Genomic DNA, 19,554 nt, shown 5'->3' on the forward strand with positions numbered 1-19,554 from the left:
AAGCCTGGGAAGATCCCCGGCATACCCTTTTTATTACAATGATGAACACGCATAAAGTATCCATGATAACTTCAAGCTAACAAACAACTACTGAAGTGGCTTGCCAGCAATGGTGTGACCGATCCATGCTTCATAACATTTCACAACAGCAGAGAGATCTTCTTCACCGAATCCTTCGCTTTGTCCTGTTTGGAATAAGCTTTTTGCTAGGTTCAACATGGGTGTTGGAACACCGATGGAATCGGTAAGTGAAGAAGCAAGTTTAAGATCTTTCAACATGAGTTGCAATGAGAATTGGTTAGTGAAATCATGATCTATAATCTTGCGACCTTTGAGATCAGCTGCCTTACTTCCGGCAGAACCAAGCTGAACGAGTTCTAGGAATGTGTCAGCAGGAATACCTGACTTCGAGGCTATGGAGAAACCTTCTACTAAGGCGAGATTGTTGATTCCTACCATCGTGTTATGAGCTAACTTAGCGACGGCACCACTACCATTAGGTCCCATATGAAGGACGCGTTTGCCTAGTGTATCGAATATGTCCGATTGGTTGGTAATGATATCTGCATTGCCTCCGACCATAAAGACAAGCGTTCCATCAATAGCAGCTGGACTGCTACCTGTAACAGGAGCATCAACAAAATGTGCCCCTCGTTTATTAACTTCAGCAGCCAATTGCTTAACAAGTTCTGGAGAAATCGTGCTGCAATCAATAACGGTCATTCCGCTGGAAACAGCGTCTAGAATGCCGTCTTCACCATAATAAATGCTACGAATTGAATCGTCATTACTCACCATCGTGATCACAACATCTGTATAATGGGTAGCTTCTCGTGGTGTCGACGCTATAGTAGCTCCCTGATTAATCAGAGGTTGGCATTTGGAAGTAGTACGATTGTATACTGTTACTTCGAATCCTTTGTTAATGAGATTTGTTGCCATGGGTAAACCCATCGTTCCAAGTCCTATAAAACCGATTTTTTTCATAAGATTCACCTTCTCTATTTAGGTTATAAACTTCATTTATATTAACACGAGTGTCTGGTTCATGCCATTGGGGGCTCAAATGAGTTCAAATGATCCTGCCAAACCTTGTCAGTGCTATGATTTTGAAGTATTCTAGTTTAAAGAAGGTTTACGGATTAATGAGATTGATATATAAAAATTCAGGAGGTTACCATTACTTATGTCTAAAAAAATTAATTTTGATTACAGCAAAGCGTTATCTTTCATTAACCAACATGAAATTGACTATTTAGCTGAACCGATCAAACTTGCTCATGAGCAGTTGCACAATGGAACAGGAGTTGGATCAGACGCACTTGGGTGGATTGACCTACCAACACAATATGATAAAGAAGAATTTGCTCGTATTCAGAAAGCTGCTAAGAAAATTCAAAGCGACTCTGAGGTACTGATCGTTATCGGGATTGGCGGTTCATATCTAGGCGCTAGAGCAGCTATCGAAGCACTTTCTCACTCTTTCTACAACATGCTACCTAAAGACAAACGTAAAACTCCTGAGATTTATTTCGCAGGTAACAATATTAGTTCAACGTACATCACTCATCTATTGGATCTTGTTGAGGGTAAGGATTATTCCGTTAATGTGATCTCCAAATCGGGTACAACAACGGAACCAGCAGTAGCATTCCGTGTATTCCGTGCTGATCTAGAGAAGAAATACGGTAAAGAGGAAGCTCGCAAACGGATTTATGCTACAACAGATAAAGAAAAAGGCGCTCTGAAGAAACTGGCTAACGAAGAAGGATATGAATCGTTCATTATTCCAGATGATGTGGGTGGACGTTTTTCTGTTCTAACACCTGTAGGTCTTTTACCAATTGCTACAGCTGGCATTAACATTGAAGAAATGATGCAAGGTGCTGCTGATGCTTCCGTGGAATTCAGCAACCCGAATGTGGCTGAGAACATGAGTTACCAATATGCAGCAGTTCGTAACGCTTTATACCGTAAAGGTAAAGCCATTGAAATCCTTGTGAACTACGAGCCAGCTCTACACTATGTATCCGAATGGTGGAAGCAATTGTTCGGTGAAAGTGAAGGTAAGGATTATAAAGGAATCTTCCCTGCAGCTGTTGATTTCTCAACGGACTTGCATTCGATGGGACAATTTATCCAAGAAGGTAGCCGTAATATTTTTGAGACCATTATTCAGGTAGAAGAAGTAGCTGAACATATTACGATCGAGAGCGATCCTGACGATTTGGATGGATTGAACTTCTTGGCAGGTAAAACGATGGATTTCGTGAACAAAAAGGCATTCCAAGGTACGATGCTTGCTCATACGGACGGACAAGTTCCTAACCTGATCGTAACTGTTCCGAATATGACACCTTATTCCTTCGGATATCTCGTATATTTCTTTGAAAAGGCAGTCGGAATCAGTGGATATCTACAAGGTGTTAACCCATTTGACCAACCAGGTGTTGAAGCGTACAAGAGAAATATGTTCGCACTACTTGGCAAACCTGGTTACGAGAAAGAAAAAGCTGAACTGGAAGCTAGACTTACAGAATAGGCTTTTCTTGTTAGATTGGAATATAGAATAATACTTACACAGATAAAAAGGCAGTTCACCGGTCGCACCATATTCGGAGAACTGCTTTTCTTAAAATAAAGTCAAGTATGGCGTGTTTATAGGGAAGGGTTATATATGATTGAAAGTTATAAGACTGTAAGAGGATCGGGATCTAACGAAATAGTCATCAAGAAGTCAAAATTCATCGGGCATATTATGCCTGTAGAGACTGAAGCTGAGGCTGTTGCATTCATCGAAGACATCAAGAAACAACACTGGAATGCAACTCATAACTGTTCAGCGTACATGCTGGGTGAAAGGAATGAGATTCAGAAACAATCAGACGATGGTGAACCCAGCGGTACAGCAGGTAAACCTATTCTAGAAGTGATCCGTAATCAAGGCTTACATAATGTTGCGATTGTAGTCACTCGTTATTTCGGTGGGATTATGTTAGGTGCGGGAGGTTTGATTCGGGCATATACGGACGGAGCTGTTGTTGCGATTGAATCAGGAGAGGTCATTACTCGTAATCTACATCAACAAATTTTTGTGGAAGTAGATTATACTTGGTTGGGTAAGGTAGAGAATGAACTGCGAAACAAAGAGGTTAGAATGGGAGAAACTTTCTTTACTGATAAGGTGATGCTAACATGTCTTCCAAGAAATAGTGAGGCGGAAGTATTTAAGGCATGGATGATTGACTTAACGCAAGGTCAATCCCTGATCTCGGAGGGAGTACAGCTTTATTATATTGAAGGGGAATAACGTCTATGGCAAGAAGAGCGGTGGAACAGGAATTATCGAGGGAACGGATTTTGGAAGCAGCTAGAAATCTATTTATTACAAAAGGATATCGCGCCATTTCAATGCGTAGTATAGGTCAGCACCTTGGTTATAGTCACGGCTCTTTATATTATCATTTTAAAGAGAAAGCAGAGTTATTCTATGCAATTGTAGTAGAGGACTTCGCCCATCTCGCGCATCGATTGGTTCAAGCATCCGATGTGGAAGAAACAGAAGGGTTGTCTAAGCTAGAGTACTTTATGATGGAATTTGTATCATATGGTATGAACAACCCACATCAATATGAGATTATGTTCATGATTCGTGATGAGGAACTACTTGCCTACTGTCGTTTTGAACAAGGCCGTTGCTTTGAATTGTTCACTTCCATTGTTTTCGGCTATTTACAAGATGGTGGACATGTTGGAGGGGATCCCGATCAGTTATCGCGGACATTGTTTTTGTCGCTACATGGATTCATATCATATTATATTCAAGACCGTATTCCCTTTGAAGAGATTAAGCCATTAGCCCTTACGCATGTATCATTGATTTGTCGCAATTTAGGGTAGTTATCTTATGTCTATTGACCTTCATGCTTTAAATTGATACCGCGTTGCAAGATCATAGTATTATTATGATCAATGTAGATAGTGAAATAACGTTAGAATAGTAAGGCGAAGAAGAGCAGGCAAGGACCTGCCCATTTTTCGCCTGTTTTGCATGTCTAAATTTGTTTATTCCTGTATGACTAAAGACGTGAAACATTAACTGGAGAGATATTCAATAAAACTATTGACGTTATGAGTTAAATTTTGGTAAAGTACTGATATGTACAAAACCAAGTGGATTAATGGGTATTATTAAAATATTCTTAATGGATGAGCCGTCCAAATTGAACTTTGGAGGCAGGGGGCATGAGTTATGAACACGATATTACGGCATAAGGGATGGATCTGGGGATTTCGAAGTACTGTTTTATTGTATTTTATTATGCTCATCGTATTACCTTTACTAGGCGTATATTTCAATTCATTTTCCCTAGGATGGTCCATGTTCGTAGAGAGTGTGAGTGATCCTATCGCATGGAAATCGGTTCTTTTAACACTGAAATTAGCTGTTATTGCAACCCTAATCAATGTGGTTATAGGGACGATGATTGCATGGGTACTAAACCGTTATTCTTTCTTTGGAAGATCGATTCTGAATAGCTTGGTGGATTTGCCGTTTGCGCTACCAACTGCGGTTGGAGGTCTTATGATTCTATTGTTGTTAGGTCCGGGAAGTTTTATTGGATCTATAGCGGAATCATTAGGGTTTGAAATTGTATTTCATCAGCCCGCGATTGTAATCGCCATGGTATTTGTTACTTTTCCCTTTGTGATTCGAGCGGTACAACCGTTACTAGAAGAAATAGATCCATCAGAAGAAGAAGCTGCATATACGATGGGTGCATCAGGATCGCGTGTGTTTCGTAAAGTATTTCTACCCTCGATGGCACCAGGTATGATCAGCGGAGGGATGCTTGCCTTCTCTAGAGCATTAGCGGAATTCGGGGCTGTTGTTCTTGTAGCTGGAAATATTCCAGGTCGGACATTAATTGCTTCTGTTTTTATATATGGTGAAGTTGAAAGCGATAATGCTGCAGGAGCAGCGGCGGTGTCTATCATTCTTCTAACGTTATCTTTCTCTATCCTTTGGTGCATTAACTTGGTGCAGATGAGAGGGAGAAGATCATGAAGAAGTACTGGATTACACTGACGTATATTGTTTTTATCGTATTGATTATTATTCCTTTATTAAAAATAGGATCAGGTGCTTTCAGTGAGGGGTTTAGCGGTTGGAAGGATTCCTTAATCAGACCTGAAGCGATTCATGCCCTGTTAGTAACTGGGCTCGTTGTAGTTGTCGTTACATGTATAAATACGCTCTTTGGAGTCATGATGGCGATCTATTTGGTTAGAAGTCATTGGCTCAGTCGTAAGATAAAGAGCTTTTTGAATAGTCTCGTGGATCTTCCGTATGCGGTATCGCCAGTTATCGGTGGATTAATGATCGTATTGTTGTTAGGACCAGAAAGTATTATGGGTGGTTTTTTTGAAAACATTGGATTTCGGGTAGTGTACGCATTTCCTGGTATGGTCATTGCCACATTATTCGTTACGTTTCCTTTGATGGTGCGTGAGGTTATGCCTGTACTTCAAGAGATAGGAGCGCAACAAGAGGAAGCAGCATCAACGCTGGGTGCCTATGGATGGACAACATTCTGGAAGGTTACATGGCCTTCGATCCAATGGGCAGTTCTATATGGCGTCGTATTAACGGTAGCTCGGTCACTGGGAGAATTCGGAGCAGTTCTTGTCGTATCAGGTAACATTATGAACAAGACTCAGACGGCGACTACACTCGTGTATCAGGATGTAGAGAATTTCAATGTGATAGCCGCCAACAGTGTAGCGCTAGTCCTTGCAGCTATTTCTATTGGATTGTTACTGATGATGGAATGGACGAAAAGAAGAAAGGGTGTGTCCTGATATGCATATAGAAGTCCGCAATCTGAACAAACATTTTGGAGATTTTCATGCCGTAAAAGACGTTAGTTTTGATATCGAAAAAGGTCATCTGATCGGATTGTTGGGACCAAGTGGTGGTGGTAAAACATCTATATTGCGGATGTTAGCAGGACTAGAAGGACTCGATTCAGGTGAGATTCGTTTTCATGGGAAACTGGTCAATGCGTTACCACCGCAGGAACGAGGCATTGGGTTCGTATTTCAGAATTATGCGTTATTTAAGCATATGACGGTATTTGATAATATCGCTTTTGGTTTGAAAGTGAAGAAGATACCTAGTGCTAAGGTGAAGTCTCGTGTTATGGAACTGGTAGAATTGACTGGGCTCAAAGGATTTGAGAAACGTTATCCGCACCAGTTATCAGGTGGGCAACGACAACGTGTTGCTTTTGCACGCGCGCTAGCCCCTGAACCGCAACTGTTACTCTTAGATGAGCCATTTGCTGCGATTGATGCCAAGATTCGTCAGGAGCTTCGAACATGGCTTAAAGACTTGATTGAACGTGTAGGGATCACCTCCATTTTTGTAACTCATGATCAAGATGAGGCCATTGAAGTAGCAGATGAAATTATGATTATTAACCAAGGGCGTGTCGAGCAGAAGGGAACACCTTGGGATATCTATAAAGAACCGAAGACACCATTTGTGGCGACATTTATTGGTGAGTCTACGTTGATTGATCATGTATCTGATTTGAAGGGGTTTGAAGAGATAAAGAAAGATTCGGGGACTCGAGCTTTGATACGACCAGAATATATCGAAGTGGGCCATGAACATGAGTTCATTCTTGCTTCAGCAACGGAAGCGGGCATTATACGACATTTACATTTTCGGGGAAGCGAATGGCTAGTTGAAGTTGAGGTCGCAGGTCATAAGCTGATCACGTATCGTTCATTAGAGAAAGAGACATTGAGCATAGGTCAGGAAGTTCGTGTATTGGTTCATCGTGCTTATTTGTTCAATGAGGAACGAAGCTGGATTATGGAAAACAGACTGAAAGATGTCCCAGTCTCAATGATGATTTAATAGAGCTTTTGCATAGATGGGAATGGGAGGGGGAGAAGATGATGAGAAGAAGAATCTCTAGTCGTTACGTATGCTTCAGCATCATGATAATAGTAGTGAGTCTATGGGTCATAGGCTGTAGCAATGACGATCTACCCGCTTATAGTAAGGAACCTGTACAAGATACACAGCAGACCCTTGTGATCGGTGCATATAGTGTAGCTAAGGATGCTTTAGCCGATATTTTACCCTTGTTTCAGCAGGAATGGAAATTGAAGACAGGACAGACCGTCAAATTCCAAGAATCTTATGAAGCTTCAGGTACTCAAGCACGTGCCATTGTTGGAGGTTTCGAAGCAGATGTGACCCTTCTTGCGATGGAAGGGGATATCGATAAACTGATTAAGGCTAAGCTAGTGGACACCGATTGGAAGAACAAGCCTGAGAAGGGAATGGTAACTCGGTCGATTGTTGTGTTGGGTACTCGTGAGGGGAATCCTCTCGGAATACAAGACTTCAAGGATCTAACGAAGCCGGGTGTGAAGGTATTGTATCCGAACCCTAAAACATCAGGTGGAGCGCAGTGGGATATCAACGCGATTTATGGAGCTGGACTGAAAATGTCTGAGGAACAGGGATCGAGAGATCCTGAGGTTGCCAAACAGTTTCTTGAACAGGTACATGAGAACGTGGAGTCACTAGATAAAAGTGGTAGATCATCCATGGCAGCATTCGAATACGGTGTTGGTGATGTCATTGTAACCTATGAGAACGAACTATTTGCTCGTATTCAAAAGGGGAAGAAATACGATATTGTCGTACCACGCAACACGATACTGATTGAGAATCCAGCTGCGGTCGTTAGTGCATATGCGGATAAACATGGTACTCGTGAATTAGCGGAAGCTTTTGTACAATATTTGTGGAGTGAAGAAGCGCAAAGGATATTCGCGAAGCATGGATTTCGTTCGGTGAATGATGAGGTATATAATGAGAATCGCAGCAAATATCCGACTCCAATGGGATTGTTTGATATTGAGTACCTCGGAGGATGGGGACAAGTACGAGATACTATATACGCTAAGCGTGGTGTATGGTATCAGGTATTAGCAGGGCTTTAAAGTTTACTGAAAGATAATAATGGAGGATGCCCCTTATTGTAGGGTGTGTCCTCCTATTCCGTTAGGATGTTTATGGATTATAATGGAGGTATACATAGGAATATAAGGGGAAATTAATTAACATGGATAGAATATTGTTTCTGGGAACAGGTGACGCTATGGGTGTTCCACGGGTTTATTGTGATTGTAGCGTATGTATGGAAGCAAGGCAGATCGGTGTAAATCGTAGATTGAGATCATCCGTTATGATTGAAGGAGCCAGTGGCTCTTTCCTTATTGATTGCGGCCCTGATTGGCGTAGCCAGATGGAGACACTTGCTATACGAATGACGGACAAGGTTTTGGTTACGCATGCTCATTTTGATCATATTGGTGGATTGCCAGAGTGGGCCGATGCTTGTCGTTGGACGGGAAGAAAGGGTCAGCTTTACGCACCCATCGAAGTCATAACTAATATCGTAGCCCAGTTCCCTTGGTTGAAGAACAATCTTGAATTGATAGCGATAGATTATGGAATAGAGTTAGCTGGGTGGCGTATTTCAGGATGGAAGGTGTGCCACGGAAAAAATGGCTATTCTTACGCATATCGACTTGAAAAGGATGACTATAGCTGGGTATATTGCTCAGATGCGATTAACCTTAATCATACGGAGAAACAACCCATGTTTGGATTGAACCTGTTGGTATTGGGTACAAGTTTCTATCACGAAACTGCTGAATTCTCAACACGATCTGTCTACGATATGAAGGAGGCGGAATTGTTACTGAAAGAGATTACACCGAACAAGGTGATCTATACCCATATGTCTCATGATGTTGATCTAAATCAACAATACCCACTACCAATGGAGGTGACTTTAGCGCGTACAGGTCTTCGTGTTGATCTAATTTGAAAGATGATCATGAATAAATGGATGCAAAATACAAAAACAGGTATCTTTCGCACCAATAATTGCGTACAAGATACCTGTTTGATGTCGATTGCTGCTGAGAAATTTCTGTTGAATCTGTATGTTATCTAATCAGTGTATTCGTGATATTGGACTTTTCTTTAAGCTCAGCCAACCAAGTTGAAGATAAAGTTGCAATCTGTTGACTTATTAATGCTTCTTTAATTGCTGCTGATGTCTCTTCTAGTGTAGCTTTATGTGCAGCTTTGTGATCGGTAACTTTAATGATGTGGAATCCGAAACTTGATTCAACAATGCCACTTAATTTACCCTTATCTAGAGCGAATGCAGCTGTTTCGAATGTATCCACCATAGTACCACGAGCGAAGAAATCCAAGTCGCCACCTTTGATTTTAGAACCAGGATCCAAGGACTTCGTTGTAGCAAGGGTAGCGAAGTCAGCTCCACCTTGGAGTTCCTTCAGAATACTTTTCGCTTCTTCTTTCGTTGCCACGAGAATATGCGAAGCACGTACTTCTTCTTCTGTGTCATATTCACCCGGATGTTCAACGAAATATTTCTTGATGTCAGCAGTGGTTACCTTTACTTTTGGTTCTACTAATTTACTGATTTTCACCTGCATGTTCATTTCATTTTTTAGGTTCTGCAATGTCATACCTGATTGGGTAAGAGCTGCATTAAATTCAGCCTCAGTTGAGAAGTTCTTCTTGAGCTTATTGATTTCCTTAGTTAGATCCCCATCTGTAACAGTGATATTTCCCTTTGTAGCCGCTTGATCAACAAGTACTTCTGTAATGAGTTTATCTAAAGTTTGTGCACCACCAACGGTAACCAATTCGTTGTACAGCTTGTCCTTTGTGATAACGACACCATTTACGGTAGCTACAGCTGTGTTCTCAGTGGCAACTTCTTTATCCGTGAACGTAATTTGTGTATTGGCTGAATCCCATTGGACGGTCTTGCCAAGTGCTTCTCCAGCCATACGTAGGGGGACGTATGTAGTTCCGTCAATAGTAAAAGCTTCAGCATTGGTGTTAGCGGTAATTGTTGTACCGTTGTACACTATTTTGATGTTGTTATAGATGGCCTTCAATGTCTTCGTAGCTTGTTGGGCATAAGTACTGTTGACCATCACTGTTGTAGATAGAATTAGAGCGGAAGCTAGAATGACCATACTTCTTTTTTTATTGAATTTCATTGTTTACAAGACTCCTCATTAGTATAATTGTTTCACGCAGGATTACGTTTAATTAAAGTTGTCTATTTGTATGTATAGATAGCTATAGCAATAGACAGTAATCTAGCGGAGCAACATAATACTACCATAATTTAGTAATAAGTGTATATTTGTAGATAGCACAAACTTGAAGCAACTTCGTGATTTAGCTTTGTTTACTCATCTTAGTGCATATGATATTATCTGGATATTACTATAATAGGATCATATTATTATCCGAGAGAATCGTGGGGGAGGATATATTGCAGAATAAGGAAAAGAAAAAGGATTCTCGGTTGATGTATATAGGAAGTACAATTGTGCTTTTATTGTTAAAAGGTAAGTCTCTACTTGCTCTCCTGAAATTCGGTAAGCTTGGTGGAGTGATATTCTCTATGGCGATTTCGATAGGTGCATATGCTCTGATCTATCCATGGCAATTCGCATTGGGCATTGTCTTGTTATTATTAATTCATGAGATGGGACATGTGTTCGCAGCGAAACAGAAGGGACTTCCGGTCTCGGCACCATTGTTCATTCCTTTTCTTGGTGCAATGATTACCATGAAAAAGACTCCACTAGATGCCAAGACGGAAGCCTACATAGCATTCGGTGGTCCCGTGTTAGGCTCCATAGGTGCAGCGGGAGTGTTCCTTGCTGCTTATTGGCTGGATAGCCCCGTACTCTACTCACTGGCGTATGTAGGATTTTTCCTAAACTTGATCAATCTATTGCCGATTCATCCACTAGATGGGGGCCGGATTGCTACCGCGGTTTCACGTTGGTTGTGGCTCGTAGGATTGGTAGGAGGATTAGGAGTCATTATTTACTTGCGTTCGTGGTTATTTTTTATCATATGGGCATTGTTTGCTTACGATTTGTATAAGAAGTTTATCAGAGATCGTAATAGGAATGTAGTGGAGTCTGTAATGGCAAGCTTTATAGTACCCGTGGAGCATCTATATGCACAAGGCGCTATCCTTCCTGGACCTGAGCATAAGCGAGAACTTCCTTTCAGTACTTATTGTAAGCTCGAGGAACAGCGACAATATGTTAAGGTACAGTGGGTGAGTATGGATTTCAACGGAATCATTTCCATGCCACAGCAAGGAATCATTAAGAGAGTACTTGTGAATGGACTAGAACATCAGCGAACACCTGAGGATTATCATATTAAGATTAACTGCCAAGTGGAGTATACGCGTTACGAGAACGATAAGTATTATGATGTACCTTTGTCATCTCGTTGGAAATTCGGAATAAGTTATGGACTACTTGCAGCAGTGCTAATCGGTATGATGTACTTGGTTCATAGCGTAGGTAATATTAATGTGTAATGACTAAGCTTGTCCCTAAGTGTGTTTTGAAATATTAAAAAAGAGGCTATCCCTGGTCATTTGTATGACTGTGGATAGCCTCTTTCTATCATTACTTCATTTACTCCGGGTTCAAAACAAACTTCTCAATGACTTGCTTGATGCCATCTTCGTTGTTGCTTAGTGTTACATAGTCGGCGATTTCCTTAAGGGCGTCAATAGCGTTCCCCATAGCAACGCCTAGACCGGCAACTTCTAACATTTCGTGATCATTCCAAGAGTCGCCAATAGCGATTGTTTCGGAGAGTTCAACGTTGAAGTGATCAGCCAAGAAAGTAAGAGCATGTCCTTTCGTACCTTCATGGTGCATGATTTCTAAGAATTGTGGTTTAGATTTGGTGATATGAACTTGATCTCCCAGCAATCCGCGAAGGATCGGTGCTATTTCATCCAAATAAGCTGGATCATCCACTATCAGTATTTTGGGTGTAGGTTGGTCTACTATTTTGATGAAATCTGGCTCGATAAAGTAGGGCGTTCCGTTCAATTCACAATAATCGATCAGCTTTTGGTTCTCTTCTCTTGCATATAGCTTATCATCAATATAGAACTGCACATGCAGATTATGCTCGATACAGAAATCAAATAGTTTATGTGCAGCATCTTTGGGTACGAAACGTTCGTAGAGAACTTGTTCATCCAATAGATTCTTAATTAAAGCACCTTGATACGTAATGATAGGCACGTTTAGTCCTGTCTGGCGTGCAAGGTGTTGCGCAGATGCGTAAGCACGACCCGTAGCAAGGGTAACAACTACATCTTTAGCTACAGCTTGTTCGAGTGCTTTTTGTGTGGAAGGCAATACTTCCTTATTGTCATTAATCAATGTGTCATCGATATCGATAGCAATCAGTTTGTACATGGATTTCTCTCCTTAATTAATCTATTTATATGTGAATCAATTTCATATATTTGATCCTTTATGAAATTGATTCATGTCTGTCCTTATTGTAATCTATTTCGGGACTAATGTGCTCGGTGTAGATTTCAATTCAGCAATAATCATACCGGAGAGAATACAAATACATCCGATTCCAGCAAGTGTTCCAAGCACTTCTCCACCGAATAAGACTCCCGTTATTGCTGCAAAGACTGGCTCTGTGGCAAAGATAATAGCTACACGAGAGGGAGAAGTGAATTTCTGGCATACTGTCTGAATCCAAAAGGCTAATGCACTCGTAGGTCCAATGGATATGAGTAATGCAAGAAGCACCTCTGGTTGCACTAATTGATCTACGACCTGATGGATCGGACCAAGATCCTCAAACAATAGGGAAGAGAACGTGCTAAGTAACCCCACAATGAACATTTGAAGTGTGCAAAGTAGTAATGCTGGGTATCTTGGTGAGAACATGGCTGTGTAGGCTATATGTAAGGCAAAGGCAATAGCACATAAGAAGATAAGTAGGTCGCCTTTATTCAAACTGAAGGATGAGCCTGTGAATGTGAGTAAATATAGTCCAATTGCAGCTAACAGAGCACTCAACCAGGTGTAGCGAGAGATCGGGTGTTTCAACAGAATCAAAGACAGGAAAGGAACAATAATAACAGAAAGTCCGGTGATAAAGCCTGTATTTGAGGTTGTTGTATAAAGGAGTCCTACGGTCTGGAATCCATAGCCCATGAATAGAAAAATTCCTAATAGACTTGCATGCTTAAGCATTTTCCAAGATAATTCCTTCCACTCTTTTCGATAAAATATCGAAATAATAAGAGCTAATAGTGCGGCTGCACCAAGAAATCGTAATCCGTTAAAAGCGAGGGGTGGAAGCACGCGAACGGCTTTTTGAACGATGAGAAAGGTAGACCCCCACATGATGGCAACAACAAGTAGACTGAAATTAGCGAGGTGAGAACGGTTCACTTGAGACAAGACATCCTTTCATAAGCAAGTGAACAAATTGTATCTTAAAAATAAAGGTTGGACAAGGAAATAGCAAGAAAAAAAAGAGCTTCCATCCCTTGTAGGGACAGAGGCTCAAGTTCACTTTAACCATATATCCACCATATCAGAAAGGGGTTTGTATACAGCTATGACCCAATCCAATGGATTAGGAATCTTCAATTTTAGCGCTTGAGCAAGACCTAATACAGTCCCGAACAATAAGAGAATGGAGAATGCCCAAAGCTCCTTTTTTAATTTCTTTCTCCAAAGAGGGGGGACGTCAATGGCAATGATTACAGTGACAATGACGAGGATCCCCATGATAGATAACATGTCAATGGCCCCTTTCTCTTCAAGTATCAGGTGAGCTCTTAAACCTATTTTTAATGAAATGGATCACTAACAAAAACACAGGAAATAGTAAGTAGCAAGTCACGTCATAATATGGCAAGTACTCAGCAAGCAGGTTATTGTAATAAGTGATATTAGGGGAAATGATAGGCGACAGTACAATAATGAGAAACCCTGTAGGTAAGGTTAACATCCGATATCCTTTTAATTTCAATAATTGTGCTAACCCTAAGTTAAAAACATAGAAATAAAAAGTACTTTTCATAAAGATCGTTAACATCCATAGAAGAGCAACCATGGCTTCCACTCTCTCAAAAAATAGACCGATACTTATCCTTCTGGCCAAGGAATAACTCGGATAAATGGTTCTCGCAGTCTCGTCGGCACCTAGCACTAGAATTGAGATTACGACAAGGATGATGAGTACGAGGCCACCTAATAGTGCACCTTGTAAGAAACCTTTCCTTATAAGTCTAACTTGATTGATATAAGGAAAGATCATTAGAAAAACAACGAGTTCCAAAAAGGGGTAAGCTATGAAAGAGAAAGAACCGTGTATTACGGGTTTTATTCCGTTTTCTAGAATAGGTAGTAATTTCTCGAATTCAGCTTGTGGAATAAGAAAAATGACCAGCAGGAGAAACAGAAGGATAATGCAGGGTAAGAATATCTCCCCTGTACGTGCAAAAACCTCAAGTCCTAAACGGACTGCGAAGATAACAATACATGTAAATAAGATTTGAATCGCTAGAGTTGGGGTTTCAGCCATCATCTCTGTGGTGATGAAATCACCCATCTCCCTTGTAAATGTCACAATGGTAATCAAAGGAAACAGTAGAAATAAAGCGGCTACGAGTGTTCCGAACCATTTTCCTAGAATCTTTTGAATCGCTTGAATCAAGGTTAATTTGGGGTAGAGATTTCCGAGTGCGCTGAATATATAAACGGCTATCAAACCTACTAATAATCCGATGATTCCTGATATCCATGTATCTTGTTTGGCAAACGAACTAGATATACTAGGTAATATCAGAATTGAATCCCCAATGGTGACGAGCATCACGAGGATGGTGAATTGACGAATACTTATTTTACCGTTCTCAGGCATGACTTCATCTCACTCCGTTTTTTGTTCTTTCATTTCTTCTAGAAAAGAATTGGATACCTTCCCTAATTGTTGAATTTTATAATGGACCTTCACATTCACTGGGATATTTGCAAAAGTATGATCCCAATTTTTCTTCAACGTTTTCCAGGCTTTTGGATTAGAACGTCGAATGGCTTCACCAAATCCAAAAATATCGACTTTGTAATCTTGTTGTACTCTAGCGACTGTGGTATCAATCAGGTCTATCAATTTTCGTTCCGCCAATTTCTCTAATTCTTTAATCGTTTCTGGTTTTGTCAGGTCTAGCGAGCACTGAACCTCGGCCACATGTGCTTCGGTAGTTACTTCGATATCGATTCGTGGACGCTCATCCCTGATGCTACCTTTAACCTTCGAATCTGATCGAATGACTCTAAATGTGACCTTTCCTCCTTTGGGGCAATTAACAGATCTAGCAGTACTTGTAATATTATTGTTAATAAAGTTGTATGCTTTTCCCTCTTCGTCGCTCAACCAACCAATCAGCTTATCTTTTCTAAATACAGCTAATCCTGAGTACTGTAAATCAGCGGGAGAAAGGATAGTTTCTACATTTTTTTTGGTTTCTCCTATTTTAGGATCCCCGATGACTTTAAGTCCTGTTAATACAGGATGTCTTCCTTCACTCACCAAATCAGCTATTAATTTATCCAATTTAACAGCCATTGTAGGTGCCCACTGTTTCTCGGACGTGTCCAAAGAAGAAAATAATCGAACAGCAGGCACTCTTTCTAGATTGGTTAATATTTTTAGTGTATCGATAGCTTTAGCATCTTTGGCAATTACAACGTAAAAGTCATTGCGTGCTTCAGGATCTCTCGACATGAAGTCTAGAGCGTCCCCTATTCCTTCTCTGGCCAGTGCTTCGCTGATGACGACAATTCTTAGATGTGCTATATAAATTTTTCGTGGACTTATGGTTGTCATTTTACGAAGAGCTTCTAATAGGGAATTTGCAGTGGCTTGATACATGGTTACGGGTGCCACCCCGCTACTTTTATTTCCGGCTACTTCACTTGGCTCGACTACTTGAACAGAAACTTTGTATTTATCTCCGACTTTATCGATCCCGAGTCCAACAGCAATAGCTAAATCATTCAATTCTCGACGGCTCCAACAACCGGTGACAGATACAGCCAAAAGAATACAAATACAAAGTAAGAGTCCCATCCTCTTCATAGGTCAACCTCCTGTATTGTTTCGTGGTTTTTCTGGAGGCGTACTTTGTTCTCTAATGATATTCTTCTGATTGCTCAAACGAGGACGGGTAAACATGGCCCAACGGGGCATTCGGAATATCGTATCCTTCATATCGTCACGGAGATACGGAGCAAACGGACTCATATAGGGAATCCCGAAAGAACGCAAGCTACACAAGTGAAGGACAATCGCAATAATCCCTATGATAATTCCAAATAAACCGAAGGAAGCAGCAAGCCCCATCATGAGAAATCGTAACATTCGGATGGTCATTGCCATGTCATAAGCAGGCAGAACAAAGCTAGAAATGGCTGTGATCGCAACGACGATGACCATGGCAGCAGATATGATTCCTGCGGCTACTGCGGCTGATCCAATGACTAATGTTCCTACGATGGATATCGATTGTGCAATCGCCTTAGGTAACCTTAAACTGGCTTCTCTCAGAATCTCAAACGATAATTCCATCATGAGTGCCTCAATAAACGCAGGAAAGGGAACTCCTTCTCGTTGAGAAGCTAAACTGATCAACAATTGAGTTGGCAACATCTCCTGATGAAAAGTGGTGATGGCTATGTATAGAGAGGGGCCTAACAGAGAAATGAAAATACAGACGTATCGGAGCACACGAATGAGAGTACTAATATCCGCACGTTGATAATAGTCTTCCGCAGCCTGTACGAAAGAGGCCAACATGGTAGGGACGACTAGAACAATCGGAGTTCCATCTACTAATATGGCAACTTTCCCTTCTAATAGATCGGCGGCAATCACATCAGGTCGTTCGGAATGATAGATTGTCGGAAAAGGAGTGTATGTTTCATCTTCGATCAATTCTTCAATATAACCACTTTCCAGAATCCCATCGATATCGATCCTGTCTAAGCGTTTATGCACCTCTTCCAAAATGTCGTCGCTCACAATCCCTTTGATATACATAATCGCTACATCAGTTTTGGTCACTCTTCCGATTTCCTTAGTTTCTAACCAAAGATTCGGGTCCTTGATCTTCCGGCGTATTAATGCAGTATTCGTACGTAAGTTCTCTGTGAACCCTTCTTTAGGTCCCCGAATAACGGTTTCAGTAGTCGTCTCCGATACAGCACGGTCTTTCCATCCTCGCATACCGATGCTGAAACCCTTTGCGTATCCCTCCAATAAGAGGATGGCATCTCCTGACAACAGGGAAGTTAATATAGGCCCCCATTCCGAAACATCTTTAACACTTCCAGCGGTAAGAAAATGATCTTTTAATACCTGAAAGATGTCTTCTTGAGACGTTACCAATTTATCGGGATCCGTATTTGCAACATTTAACATAAGCGATTCCATAATGAAGTTCTGAATGGATTTGGAATCCGCCAATCCGTCGGTAAAGATAATGGCTGCTTTGATCTGTCGTTGTGATCCAATCTGAATTTCTCTGATAACGATATCGGAACTATTACCAAGCGAATTGTTTATATGTTGTATATTTTCTTGAAGGTTTGTTGTTAAAAGGGCTTTTGCTTCTTCGGGTTCTTTACTTGAGTCGGTGTTCCCAACGGAAGGATTACTAAATATTTTAGTTATTACTCTGTTTATAAAGTCCATGGTTGTTTTATCCCTCTCTGTGGCTGCTATTAACGTTATTACCATAATAACGAGCACATATACCGTGCTAAGAAGGTTCATTACTCGCTATCAAGTAAAGACATAGAACGTCTCATCAAAAACTGATATAATGTGATTCTGAAATGGAGATGATTTTATGGCTAAGAAAAACCGATCTATTCCGGCTCCCAAAAAGGCTGATTCTGAATATAAGCCAGCTACACTGAAAGATTTATTAAGCAGCGATATTCTAGAAAAGTTAAAGTCTCAGGCAGATGAGATGAAGGCGGAGGAAAAGAAGAAGAAGGAAGAACAAGAATTGATGAAGGCAGAAGCTCGTAAGCAAGAGCAAAAGAAATTGGATAACAATTTTGAACATCTGCTTGAGAATAGTAATATGGATTGGAAAAAATATAAATAAGCTTAAGTGAGAACACCGGGATTAGGCAGCGAGTCTAGCCATACCGGTGTTTTTTTATATGCTGATGCTGTTGAGAAATGAAATGAAATGTAGTGTGATGTAATTTATGAAAAATTGTAACTTTATTACATATAAATCGTCTTAAGTAAAGTGAAAGAAGAATAACAAGGAGGAATATGATCATGCATTTATTGAAAAAAACAAGATTACAAGTTGGTTTGGCGACGCTGCTTATGGTCTCTGTGTTGGGAGCGTATGTTGCACCTGTAGCGCAAGCGGAAGATAATACGACAACGATTAGAGCTGAATGGACAGACACAAATTCAGGTAGTACATATTACAACTGGAGTTCCGTAGAAAATGATCAATATTTAAGTAAAGTGATCGTGTCAACGAATGATGGCAAATGGGCTCAGTTAGACGATAAATTCACGAGTATTAATGGTTACTCGAAAGAGACTACTAATCCAACACTCAGTAATCGACTTGCAAATATTTCGGAGGGAGATTTATTTTACTTTTTACCTCTATATTTGGATACAACACAAAAGGTAGCGGTGAAAGGCAATCTCTATGATATTTCACCCGATGGTAAATGGGGAAAATACGAGACTACTGATTTCGGTGCTGGGAAGTCATCAGATGGGAAAACGGCTCAATACAATCAATTACACAGCTATTTCCTCAAAAACATGACAACAGGTGAACTTCAAGAATGGATTTCAAGCTCGCAATATGTGGGTCTAAATTGGCTTGCTGACAGTACATTGCTTGTAAATCAATATAGTCCAGTTGCGAAACAAAAGGCGATTTCAACATATGATCCGGCAACGGGGAAGAAGAAAGAACTTGTACTAGGTAAATTATATCGTTATTCAGAGAAAGATCAGAACTTTGTATTTGTTAAAAATGAGCCTAAAAGACTTCCGTGGAAATATGATTTGCTGACAGGGAAATCAAGACTACTCACTAAGATAGAGGAAGAAAAGATATATGAATGGGACGATACTCGCCCGACAACAAAAGCACCGAACAATTTAGATATCAAGACATTGCCTGTTATTGATCTTCCGATCCGTAACTTGTATGAACATGAAGTAATGACTACACAAGGTTCAGAGTTAGTTCCTTACGCTTTTGAAAAAGAAGGGAAGACATTTATCCCACTCTTCTCTATTCTATCTAAATTCAAATTAAGTGTAGGTCAACGAGAAGGAGATATGTACGACTATAGATATAAATTAACAGGTCCAACAGGCCAGGTTATAACACTAGACCATAACAACAGTCGTGTGTTTCAATTCCGCTTATTTGTGACACCTGAAGTGCTAGAGAAAGTGGGATTACAAGAGGTTACAGTTAAACCACTTATTCCACCAGTGATCAAGTAGGGATGGGTGAGTCGATTTATTTGGATGGAGGAGGA

At 40.6% G+C, this 19,554-nt stretch carries 19 protein-coding genes; 11 read left to right on the forward strand and 8 right to left on the reverse strand.

The genetic code is table 11. The features are described 5' to 3' along the window. Positions 1 to 87 precede the first annotated feature (87 nt). The gene (locus BW961_RS06685) at positions 88 to 987 is read right to left on the reverse strand and encodes an NAD(P)-dependent oxidoreductase (RefSeq protein ID WP_068582490.1); all 900 of its coding nucleotides are present in this window, start codon (positions 985 to 987) and stop codon (positions 88 to 90) included. A 199-nt stretch (positions 988 to 1,186) separates the two neighbouring features. Here BW961_RS06685 and BW961_RS06690 point away from each other — a divergent pair, with 199 nt between their 5' ends. From BW961_RS06690 to BW961_RS06725, 8 genes are all read left to right on the forward strand, one after another. Continuing rightward, positions 1,187 to 2,542: a glucose-6-phosphate isomerase gene (locus tag BW961_RS06690; RefSeq protein ID WP_068582492.1), complete on the forward strand. Its 1,356-nt coding sequence runs from the start codon at positions 1,187 to 1,189 to the stop codon at positions 2,540 to 2,542. Between the two features lie 135 nt (positions 2,543 to 2,677). Then, positions 2,678 to 3,310: a YigZ family protein gene (locus tag BW961_RS06695; RefSeq protein WP_068582495.1), complete on the forward strand. Its 633-nt coding sequence runs from the start codon at positions 2,678 to 2,680 to the stop codon at positions 3,308 to 3,310. Between the two features lie 5 nt (positions 3,311 to 3,315). Then, positions 3,316 to 3,900 (forward strand): TetR/AcrR family transcriptional regulator, encoded by a 585-nt coding sequence (locus BW961_RS06700; RefSeq protein WP_068582498.1) that lies wholly within the window; start codon positions 3,316 to 3,318, stop codon positions 3,898 to 3,900. Positions 3,901 to 4,252: 352 nt separating this feature from the next. After that, complete coding sequence (cysT, locus tag BW961_RS06705) at positions 4,253 to 5,068, forward strand: sulfate ABC transporter permease subunit CysT (protein ID WP_068582501.1); 816 nt, start codon at positions 4,253 to 4,255, stop codon at positions 5,066 to 5,068. Next, on the forward strand, positions 5,065 to 5,862 hold the full coding sequence (locus BW961_RS06710; RefSeq protein WP_068582504.1) for a sulfate ABC transporter permease subunit: 798 nt from the start codon (positions 5,065 to 5,067) through the stop codon (positions 5,860 to 5,862). Before cysT ends, BW961_RS06710 begins: the two co-directional genes overlap by 4 nt. Before the next feature lies 1 nt (position 5,863). Next, complete coding sequence (locus BW961_RS06715; RefSeq protein ID WP_068582508.1) at positions 5,864 to 6,928, forward strand: sulfate/molybdate ABC transporter ATP-binding protein; 1,065 nt, start codon at positions 5,864 to 5,866, stop codon at positions 6,926 to 6,928. A gap of 38 nt (positions 6,929 to 6,966) precedes the next feature. Then, positions 6,967 to 8,028, forward strand: coding sequence for a sulfate ABC transporter substrate-binding protein (locus BW961_RS06720; protein ID WP_082867391.1), 1,062 nt, complete (start codon positions 6,967 to 6,969; stop codon positions 8,026 to 8,028). Between the two features lie 122 nt (positions 8,029 to 8,150). Further along, entirely contained in the window at positions 8,151 to 8,921 is a 771-nt protein-coding gene (locus tag BW961_RS06725) for an MBL fold metallo-hydrolase (protein WP_068582512.1), read from the forward strand. A gap of 121 nt (positions 8,922 to 9,042) precedes the next feature. On the opposite strand, the gene BW961_RS06730 is transcribed toward BW961_RS06725, so the two are convergent. Then, the gene (locus tag BW961_RS06730; protein ID WP_068582515.1) at positions 9,043 to 10,137 is read right to left on the reverse strand and encodes a peptidylprolyl isomerase; all 1,095 of its coding nucleotides are present in this window, start codon (positions 10,135 to 10,137) and stop codon (positions 9,043 to 9,045) included. 281 nt (positions 10,138 to 10,418) lie between these two features. On the opposite strand from BW961_RS06730, the gene BW961_RS06735 reads away from it, so the two are divergent. Beyond that, positions 10,419 to 11,492: a site-2 protease family protein gene (locus BW961_RS06735; RefSeq protein WP_394327604.1), complete on the forward strand. Its 1,074-nt coding sequence runs from the start codon at positions 10,419 to 10,421 to the stop codon at positions 11,490 to 11,492. A 100-nt stretch (positions 11,493 to 11,592) separates the two neighbouring features. Here BW961_RS06735 and BW961_RS06740 read toward each other — a convergent pair whose 3' ends face one another. The 6 genes from BW961_RS06740 to BW961_RS06765 all read right to left on the reverse strand — a co-directional run bounded on the left by BW961_RS06740 (position 11,593) and on the right by BW961_RS06765 (position 17,707). Next, entirely contained in the window at positions 11,593 to 12,393 is an 801-nt protein-coding gene (locus BW961_RS06740) for a Cof-type HAD-IIB family hydrolase (RefSeq protein WP_068582518.1), read from the reverse strand. A gap of 93 nt (positions 12,394 to 12,486) precedes the next feature. Further along, positions 12,487 to 13,395 (reverse strand): DMT family transporter, encoded by a 909-nt coding sequence (locus BW961_RS06745; protein WP_068582521.1) that lies wholly within the window; start codon positions 13,393 to 13,395, stop codon positions 12,487 to 12,489. Between the two features lie 120 nt (positions 13,396 to 13,515). Continuing rightward, positions 13,516 to 13,749: a hypothetical protein gene (locus BW961_RS06750; RefSeq protein ID WP_068582524.1), complete on the reverse strand. Its 234-nt coding sequence runs from the start codon at positions 13,747 to 13,749 to the stop codon at positions 13,516 to 13,518. 19 nt (positions 13,750 to 13,768) lie between these two features. Continuing rightward, on the reverse strand, positions 13,769 to 14,875 hold the full coding sequence (locus BW961_RS06755; RefSeq protein WP_068582527.1) for a GerAB/ArcD/ProY family transporter: 1,107 nt from the start codon (positions 14,873 to 14,875) through the stop codon (positions 13,769 to 13,771). A 9-nt stretch (positions 14,876 to 14,884) separates the two neighbouring features. Continuing rightward, on the reverse strand, positions 14,885 to 16,093 hold the full coding sequence (locus tag BW961_RS06760; protein WP_068582532.1) for a Ger(x)C family spore germination protein: 1,209 nt from the start codon (positions 16,091 to 16,093) through the stop codon (positions 14,885 to 14,887). A gap of 3 nt (positions 16,094 to 16,096) precedes the next feature. Then, complete coding sequence (locus BW961_RS06765) at positions 16,097 to 17,707, reverse strand: spore germination protein (protein WP_068582535.1); 1,611 nt, start codon at positions 17,705 to 17,707, stop codon at positions 16,097 to 16,099. Between the two features lie 157 nt (positions 17,708 to 17,864). On the opposite strand from BW961_RS06765, the gene BW961_RS06770 reads away from it, so the two are divergent. Both BW961_RS06770 and BW961_RS06775 read left to right on the forward strand, forming a co-directional pair. Continuing rightward, positions 17,865 to 18,128: a YqkE family protein gene (locus tag BW961_RS06770; RefSeq protein ID WP_068582539.1), complete on the forward strand. Its 264-nt coding sequence runs from the start codon at positions 17,865 to 17,867 to the stop codon at positions 18,126 to 18,128. A 182-nt stretch (positions 18,129 to 18,310) separates the two neighbouring features. After that, entirely contained in the window at positions 18,311 to 19,519 is a 1,209-nt protein-coding gene (locus tag BW961_RS06775; RefSeq protein WP_068582541.1) for a hypothetical protein, read from the forward strand. The last annotated feature ends 35 nt before the right edge of the window (positions 19,520 to 19,554 follow it).

This window comes from Paenibacillus macquariensis (genome assembly GCF_900156375.1).
Classification (GTDB): domain Bacteria; phylum Bacillota; class Bacilli; order Paenibacillales; family Paenibacillaceae; genus Paenibacillus_AQ; species Paenibacillus_AQ macquariensis.

What these genes read in the sequence shown, in the direction of transcription:
- BW961_RS06750 (WP_068582524.1), bottom strand. Translation starts at nt 13,749, where the DNA reads ATGTTATCTATCATGGGGATCCTCGTCATTGTCACTGTAATCATTGCC.
- BW961_RS06690 (WP_068582492.1), top strand. Translation starts at nt 1,187, where the DNA reads ATGTCTAAAAAAATTAATTTTGATTACAGCAAAGCGTTATCTTTCATT.
- BW961_RS06730 (WP_068582515.1), bottom strand. Translation starts at nt 10,137, where the DNA reads ATGAAATTCAATAAAAAAAGAAGTATGGTCATTCTAGCTTCCGCTCTA.
- BW961_RS06700 (WP_068582498.1), top strand. Translation starts at nt 3,316, where the DNA reads ATGGCAAGAAGAGCGGTGGAACAGGAATTATCGAGGGAACGGATTTTG.
- BW961_RS06770 (WP_068582539.1), top strand. Translation starts at nt 17,865, where the DNA reads ATGGCTAAGAAAAACCGATCTATTCCGGCTCCCAAAAAGGCTGATTCT.
- BW961_RS06710 (WP_068582504.1), top strand. Translation starts at nt 5,065, where the DNA reads ATGAAGAAGTACTGGATTACACTGACGTATATTGTTTTTATCGTATTG.
- cysT (WP_068582501.1), top strand. Translation starts at nt 4,253, where the DNA reads ATGAACACGATATTACGGCATAAGGGATGGATCTGGGGATTTCGAAGT.
- BW961_RS06755 (WP_068582527.1), bottom strand. Translation starts at nt 14,875, where the DNA reads ATGCCTGAGAACGGTAAAATAAGTATTCGTCAATTCACCATCCTCGTG.
- BW961_RS06685 (WP_068582490.1), bottom strand. Translation starts at nt 987, where the DNA reads ATGAAAAAAATCGGTTTTATAGGACTTGGAACGATGGGTTTACCCATG.
- BW961_RS06775 (WP_068582541.1), top strand. Translation starts at nt 18,311, where the DNA reads ATGCATTTATTGAAAAAAACAAGATTACAAGTTGGTTTGGCGACGCTG.
- BW961_RS06715 (WP_068582508.1), top strand. Translation starts at nt 5,864, where the DNA reads ATGCATATAGAAGTCCGCAATCTGAACAAACATTTTGGAGATTTTCAT.
- BW961_RS06765 (WP_068582535.1), bottom strand. Translation starts at nt 17,707, where the DNA reads ATGGACTTTATAAACAGAGTAATAACTAAAATATTTAGTAATCCTTCC.
- BW961_RS06720 (WP_082867391.1), top strand. Translation starts at nt 6,967, where the DNA reads ATGATGAGAAGAAGAATCTCTAGTCGTTACGTATGCTTCAGCATCATG.
- BW961_RS06695 (WP_068582495.1), top strand. Translation starts at nt 2,678, where the DNA reads ATGATTGAAAGTTATAAGACTGTAAGAGGATCGGGATCTAACGAAATA.
- BW961_RS06740 (WP_068582518.1), bottom strand. Translation starts at nt 12,393, where the DNA reads ATGTACAAACTGATTGCTATCGATATCGATGACACATTGATTAATGAC.
- BW961_RS06725 (WP_068582512.1), top strand. Translation starts at nt 8,151, where the DNA reads ATGGATAGAATATTGTTTCTGGGAACAGGTGACGCTATGGGTGTTCCA.
- BW961_RS06760 (WP_068582532.1), bottom strand. Translation starts at nt 16,093, where the DNA reads ATGAAGAGGATGGGACTCTTACTTTGTATTTGTATTCTTTTGGCTGTA.